Genomic DNA, 7,047 nt, shown 5'->3' on the forward strand with positions numbered 1-7,047 from the left:
GATCCGTATGGCAAGCAGATCGACGGCATGGGCAATGCGTCGTCAAGCACCAGCAAAGCGGTGATCCTGTCGCGCAGCACGCGGCCGGAGCACGACGTGGACTACCTGTTTGGTCAGGTGTCCATCGACCAGCCCTTCGTGGACTGGAGCGGCAACTGCGGCAACCTCTCGGCAGCGGTGGGGCCCTGCGCCATACACATGAGGCTGATCGATGCGGCGCGCCTTCCGCAAGACGGCACCTTCCCCGTCCGCATCTGGCAGGCCAACATCGGCAAGACCATCGTGGCGCATGTGCCCATGGCCCACGGGCAGGTGCAGGAGACGGGCGACTTTGAGCTGGACGGTGTGACCTTTGCCGCCGCCGAGGTGGCGCTGGAGTTCATGGACCCGGCGGACGATGGGGAAGAAGGCAGCGCCATGTTCCCCACCGGCAATGTCGTGGACACGCTCGAAGTACCAGGCGTCGGCAGCTTTGCCGCCACGCTGATCAACGCGGGCATCCCCACCATTTTTCTCAACGCCCAGGAACTGGGCTACACCGGTACCGAGCTGCAAGGCGCGATCAATGGCGATGCGGCGGCACTCGCACGCTTCGAGGCCATCCGCGCCCACGGCGCCCTGCGCATGGGACTGATCCAGCACGTGAGCGAGGCCGCCACGCGCCAGCACACGCCCAAGATCGCGTTTGTCGCGCCGCCTGCGAGCTACACGGCCTCCGGCGGCAAAGCCATTGACACTAAAGACATYGACCTGCTGGTGCGTGCGCTCTCCATGGGCCAGTTGCACCACGCCATGATGGGCACAGCCGCCGTGGCCATCGGTACTGCCGCCGCCATCCCCGGCACGCTGGTCAACCTGGCGGCAGGCGGTGGCGTGCGGAGCAGTGTGCGGTTTGGCCATCCCTCGGGCACCCTGCGTGTGGGGGCTGAAGCAGCGCAGGTCAACGGCCAGTGGAAGGTGACCAAGGCCCTGATGAGCCGCAGCGCCCGCATCCTGATGGAAGGCTGGGTGCGGGTGCCGGGCGACATTTTTTAAAGCATAAATGGCTTGATGCGCTAGTGAATCATGCGCCAACAGCTATCAAACATATAGCAACCCAGCTCACCACCCCAACCATGAACACCAGACAACAACTCAAAGCCCTGGCCCAGGCTCGCCGGGGCGTCATCGTGCCCGGCGCTTTCAACGCCCTCTCCGCCCGCGTGGTGGCCGACCTGGGCTTTGAAGCCCTCTACGTCACCGGCGCTGGCGTGACCAACATGTGGTTCGGCCTGCCCGACCAGGCCTTCATGGGCCTGACCGACATTGCCGACCACACCGCACGCATCCGCGACGCGGTGGAGCTGCCGCTCATCGTCGATGCCGACACGGGTTTTGGCAACGCCCTCAACACCTACCATGCGGTGCGTGTGCTGGAGCGCGCGGGGGCCGACTGCATCCAGCTCGAAGACCAGGTCAGCCCCAAGCGCTGCGGTCATTTCAACGGCAAGGACGTGATCAGTACCGACGAGATGCTGGGCAAGATCAAAGCCGCCGTGGATGCGCGCCGCGATGCGGACACCCTCATCCTGGCCCGCACCGACGCTTGCGCCACCCAGGGCTTCGAGGCCGCCGTGGAGCGCGCCCAGCGCTTTCAGGAGGCGGGCGCGGACATCCTGTTTGTGGAGGCCGTCACCACGCTGGAAGAGATCCGCGCCCTGCCCCAGCGGCTGGCGGCGCCACAGTTGATGAACATGGTGATCGGAGGCAAGACCCCCATCACCAGCGCCGAAGAACTCGCCGGCTTGGGCTATGGCCTGGTGCTGTACGCCAACGCAGCGCTGCAGGGCGCGGTGGCTGGCATGCAAAAGGCCTTGAGCGTGCTGCGCGACGCGCAGCGCATTGACGAAGACCCCGCACTGGTCGCACCGTTTGCAGAGCGCCAGCGGCTGGTGCGCAAAGCCGACTGGGATACGCTGGAAGCGAAGTACGCCAAGCCTTAGTGTCCCCCCCGGGGCAAGAACCCGTCGCGTTTTTGCCTTCAAGGCCGCACAAGCCTCCGGTGCCGGGCACAATGGGTCTTTCCAGTACACCGTGCGCGCTGCACCATGCAAAGCATTTCTTCGTTGAACCTGGTGGACCTGTTGCTCGACGCCGTCTGCATCGTGCGGGGAGACAGCTCGATTGTGTTTGTCAGTTCAGCGTTCGAGCGCATCTTTGGGTACACCCCCGACGAAGTGGTCGGCAAGCGCATGCTGGACATGGTGCACCCCGACGACCTGCCCGCCACCCAACGGCAGGCCCACAACGTGACGCAGGGCGAGCTGCAGCTGCAGTTTGAAAACCGCTACGTGCGCAAGGATGGCTCCATCGCCCACATCCGCTGGACGGCCCGCTGGCTGCCCGACAAGCAGGTGCGGCTGGCCRTGGCCCACGATATCACCGCGCGCAAGGCCACCGAGTCGATGCAGGCGGTGATCTACGCCATCTCCGAAGCCGCGCACACCACACACAACCTGCAGGCCCTGTTCCAGCACATTCACCAGATCGTGGGCGGCCTGTTGCCCGCCACCAATTTTGCGGTGGCCCTGTACAACCCGCACGATGACCAGCTGAGCTTTCCGTACCACGTCAACGAGCACCTGCCCGCGCCCGAACCCATGGCGCTGGCCGAGGACCCGCGCTATGCGGAGGTGATCCGTGGCGGCGCCACCTTGCTGCTCACGCCGGACTCTTCGGTAGCAAAGGCCACGCACTGGCGCGCTGCGGCGCATGCCACGCAGGCACCGCTGTATTGGCTGGGTGTGCCCTTGCAGACGCAGCGTGGCCCCCTGGGAGCACTGGTGCTGCAAAGCTACACCGAACAAGGCCGCTACACCGACAAGGACAAGGAGCTGCTGCAGTTCGTCTCCACCCAGGTAGCGGCCGCCATTGAACGCAAGCAGATGTATGAGCGCCTTGAACATATGGCGCAGTACGACCAGCTCACGCACCTGCCCAACCGCCAGCTGTTTCTGGACCGGCTCAAGACCGCCCTGGCCCGCGCGCGGCGCGACCAGACGCTGCTGTCTCTGCTGTTCATAGACCTCGACCGGTTCAAGGAAGTGAACGACACCCTGGGCCATGCCATGGGCGATCTGCTGCTGCAGCGGGTAGCGCAGCGGCTGCTCGAATGCGTGCGCGCATCCGACACGGTGGCGCGGCTGGGCGGAGATGAATTTGTGGTGCTGCTTGAAGGCGGCCAGGCCCGCGAGCACGCCTGTGCGGTGGCCGACAAGATACTCGCGGCCTTTGGTCAGGATTTCGACCTCGAAGGCCAGCGTCTGTACATCCAGCCCAGCATTGGCGTGGCCATCTACCCCGAGCATGGTGGCGAAGAGCACCGCCTGCTGGGCCACGCCGACGAAGCCATGTACCTGTCCAAGCGCAACGGCGGCAACCAGGTGCGGGTGGCGCTGGCGCCCCTGCATTCCTGAGGTCCGTGTTGCCAGCCCGTCTTGCACACGTCCGTCCCTGGCTCTGAGGCGACTTCGGTGGGGGCATACAACGGGACCAAGCCGCTTGTACTGCAGTGCGCGGTGCGGTTGGGACTGGCTTTGGCGGCCTTGCCGGTGGCCCTTGCCGTCACGCTGATGCTCTATCCGGTTTGGTCATGGGTGGAGCGCACGACAGGCATCGAAAGCGTGGGCCACAGCGGGCCGGCCAGCTGGTGCTATCTGGCCGTGTGGGTGCCCATGGTCACGGCCCTGCTGCTGCCCCCAATGTGGCGCCTGGCCAAGTCACTCTTGCGCAAGCCACATGGCCACGCAGACACATAGGGGTTCTTGGGTCGAGGCCCACCGCCGCAGGCATATCACCGCACAATGCGGCCTGGCATTCGCAACCCCCCGGCCGGATGCTCTGACCCACCCCTGGGTCACTTCACCACACTCGGCGCCCAGCGCCACGCACCCATGCTCTACAACGCCTTGAAGCTTGTCCATGTCCTGTCCATCATCGTGTGGGTGGGGGGCATGGTGTTCGCCCATTTTTTTCTGCGGCCTGCCGCGCAGGCGCTGGAGCCCCCGCAGCGCGTGCGGCTGATGCATGACGTGCTGCAGCGCTTCTTTATGGCAGTCACTGCCGCCGTGGTGCTGGTGCTGGGCAGCGGCCTGTGGATGATCGGCCGCGCGGCCAAGCAGGCGGTTCAGACGGGCGGTGTGTTCTCCATGCCACTGGACTGGACCATCATGGCCACGCTGGGCCTGGTGATGATGGCCATCTTCGGCCATATCCGCTTTGCGTTGTTCCGGCGCCTGCAGCGTGCCGTGGCAGCGTCGGACTGGCCCAGCGGCGCCAAGGCCCTGGGCAGCATCCGCAGCTGGGTGGGCGTGAACCTGGCGCTGGGTGTGGTGATCGTCGTGGTCACGCTGCTGGTCTAGGGTCTATTGATTGGATGGGCCCGCAGGCTGCTGCCCCGCGCGGCAGCACGCACCGCGTGGCCCCAGGAGTTTTGACGTTGTTCCGTTTCTTCGAAAGCCGGCTTCCCCCCTACCCCGCTGCAGAGCCGCACTTGCCTCCCAAGGCCTTTTTGGCTTTTGTGTGGGACGGCACCCGTGGCCTGCGTGGCTACGTGGCCGCCATGGCAGGTTTGTCCGCAGCCATTGCCATTTACGAAGCCCTGCTGTTTGCCGTGTTGGGCGTGGTGGTGGACTGGATCTCCACGTCCGCGTCTCCGGGCACGCTATGGGCCGAACGCAAAGCGGCGCTGATCGGCATCACTGCGCTGCTGCTGGTATCGGTGGTGCTGGTCGCCTTGCAGACCAGCATCAAGCACCAGGTGCTGGCCATCAACTTTCCGCTGCGGCTGCGCTGGAACTTTCACCGGCTGATGCTGGGCCAGAGCATGGCGTTCTACGCCGACGAGTTTGCGGGCCGCATCACCACCAAGATCATGCAGACCGCGCTGGCCGTGCGCGACATGATCTTCACGACCACCGACGTGGTGATTGGCATGGGCATCTACCTGGTGACCATCCTTGTGCTGCTGGCCGGGTTTGACGCGCGGCTGCTGCTGCCGTTTGCCGCGTGGATGGGGGCCTATGGCCTGGCCTGCTGGTACTTTGTGCCGCGCCTGGGCCAGGTGGGCAAGGCACAGGCCGACGCGCGCTCGGTGATGACCGGGCGCATCACCGACGCATACACCAACATTGCCACCGTCAAGCTGTTCTCGCACACGCGGCGCGAATCCGAATTCGCCCGTGCCGCCATGGACGCGTTCAAGCTGACCGGCTATGCGCAGATGCGCCTGGTGAGCCTGTTCGAGATCGTCAACCAGCTGCTGGTGGTGGCCATGATTCTCGGCGCGTGCGGCACGGCCCTGTGGCTATGGTCGGCCGGCGAGGTGGGGGCGGGTGCCGTGGCGGCTGTCACCGCGATGACGCTGCGCGTATCGGGCCACGCGCACTGGGTGATGTGGGAGATGACCACCCTGTTTGAAAGCGTGGGCACCATCCAGGACGGCATCAACACGCTGACCCGACCGCGCGCCGTGGTGGATGCCCCCGACGCCAAGCCCCTGGCCGTGACCCGGGGAGAGGTACGCTTTGAGGACATGAGCTTTGCCTACGGCAGCGGCCCCGATGCCCGTCCGGTCATCGACCGCCTTAACCTCACCATCCGCCCCGGCGAGAAGATCGGACTGATTGGCCGCTCGGGCGCGGGCAAGTCCACGCTGGTCAACCTGCTGCTGCGCTTTCACGACGTGCAGTCGGGCCGCATTCTCATCGATGGGCAGGACATTGCCCACGTGACCCAGGACAGCCTGCGCCGCCACATCGGCATGGTCACGCAGGACACCTCGTTGCTGCACCGCTCCATGCGCGACAACATCCTGTACGGCCGCCCCGATGCCAGCGAGGCCGACCTGCACCAGGCCGCCGAGCGTGCCGAAGCCGCCGACTTCATTGCTACGCTCACCGACCTGCAGGGCCGCACCGGCTACGACGCCCATGTGGGCGAACGCGGCGTCAAGCTCTCGGGTGGCCAGCGCCAGCGTGTGGCCATTGCACGCGTGATGCTGAAAGACGCGCCTATCCTGCTGCTGGACGAAGCCACCAGCGCGCTCGACTCCGAGGTGGAAGCGGCCATCCAGCAAAGCCTGGACGGCTTGATGCAGGGCAAGACGGTGATCGCCATTGCCCACCGCCTGTCCACCATTGCCGCCATGGACCGCCTCATCGTGATGGACGCGGGCCGCATTGTGGAAGAAGGCACACACGCCCAGCTGCTGGGCCAGGGCGGCGTGTATGCCCGGCTGTGGGGCCACCAGAGCGGCGGGTTCCTGGGCGAATCGGAAGAAGAATGAGTCGGCGAGGACGGACACGAGCTGCCTGGGCGACACGCTGTCGCGCACGCGGCTGTGCGGCGGGTGTGTTGCCCCTACGGTGGCGGGTTTCAACCACCGGATGGAATCGCACCGATGATCAAAGTCACCGCCGTTTACCGCTGGCGTGAAGGCGCCACCTTCAACCACGACTACTACCACTCCGAGCACATGCGCATCGCCCGCGCAGCATTGCAGCCGCTGGGCCTGGTGCGGCTGGAGAGCGACCGTGTTCTCTACCCTGGCGAGCCGCGCCCGGGCCAGATCGTGGCGCTGACCAACGCGTTCTTCAGCGACCTGAAGCAGGCCCAAACGGCCGCCAAGGCGACGATGGCTGAGCTGTCGGCAGACATTCCCAATTACACCAACATCCAGCCCGAGTCGTACTTTGCGCAGATGCTGGAGCACCCTGTGACCGCCTGACTGCCTCGGGGGTATGCGGTGGGCGGCCCACCCCTACCCGCGTTCGCGCAAGGCCTTGAAGAGCAGGCCCAGGCACACGCCCATGCCCAGCAAGGGGATGGCGGCCAGCACCGCCACCACGGCACGCGCCAGGGGCGACCAGTCAAAGTCGCGCGCTGTGCGCCAGGCGCCCAGCGCCGCGATCAGGCCCAGCACCACCATGCCCACGCGAAAGCTGGCCCCGGGCTTGAAAAAGGCCATCAGCAATGCCCCGTTGGCCACACCAATGCCCAGCGCCGCAT

At 65.8% G+C, this 7,047-nt stretch carries 7 protein-coding genes and 1 pseudogene; 7 read left to right on the top strand and 1 reads right to left on the bottom strand.

The annotated features are described in order from the left end of the window. The 7 genes from prpF to AC04MI_RS21980 all read left to right on the top strand — a co-directional run. The coding region (gene prpF / locus AC04MI_RS21950) for a 2-methylaconitate cis-trans isomerase PrpF (protein ID WP_476498696.1) at positions 1–1,035 on the top strand (1,035 nt) is incomplete at its 5' end. Between the two features lie 80 nt (positions 1,036–1,115). Beyond that, positions 1,116–1,982 carry an isocitrate lyase/PEP mutase family protein gene (locus tag AC04MI_RS21955; RefSeq protein ID WP_436077427.1) on the top strand — a complete coding sequence of 289 codons (867 nt, stop codon included), beginning with the start codon at positions 1,116–1,118 and terminating at the stop codon, positions 1,980–1,982. A gap of 105 nt (positions 1,983–2,087) precedes the next feature. Further along, the gene (locus AC04MI_RS21960; protein ID WP_476498697.1) at positions 2,088–3,455 is read left to right on the top strand and encodes a sensor domain-containing protein; all 1,368 of its coding nucleotides are present in this window, start codon (positions 2,088–2,090) and stop codon (positions 3,453–3,455) included. Positions 3,456–3,557: 102 nt separating this feature from the next. Then, positions 3,558–3,797: a hypothetical protein gene (locus AC04MI_RS21965; RefSeq protein WP_436077428.1), complete on the top strand. Its 240-nt coding sequence runs from the start codon at positions 3,558–3,560 to the stop codon at positions 3,795–3,797. Positions 3,798–3,932: 135 nt separating this feature from the next. Then, positions 3,933–4,400, top strand: coding sequence for a CopD family protein (locus AC04MI_RS21970; RefSeq protein ID WP_108497176.1), 468 nt, complete (start codon positions 3,933–3,935; stop codon positions 4,398–4,400). 77 nt (positions 4,401–4,477) lie between these two features. Next, the gene (locus AC04MI_RS21975; RefSeq protein ID WP_436077429.1) at positions 4,478–6,325 is read left to right on the top strand and encodes an ABC transporter ATP-binding protein; all 1,848 of its coding nucleotides are present in this window, start codon (positions 4,478–4,480) and stop codon (positions 6,323–6,325) included. 114 nt (positions 6,326–6,439) lie between these two features. After that, positions 6,440–6,766: an EthD family reductase gene (locus tag AC04MI_RS21980; protein ID WP_056745076.1), complete on the top strand. Its 327-nt coding sequence runs from the start codon at positions 6,440–6,442 to the stop codon at positions 6,764–6,766. Between the two features lie 33 nt (positions 6,767–6,799). On the opposite strand, the pseudogene AC04MI_RS21985 reads toward AC04MI_RS21980, so the two are convergent. Next, positions 6,800–7,047 (bottom strand): annotated as a pseudogene (locus AC04MI_RS21985) (tetratricopeptide repeat protein); the annotation flags it as partial.

This window comes from Acidovorax sp. LjRoot204 (genome assembly GCF_056175785.1).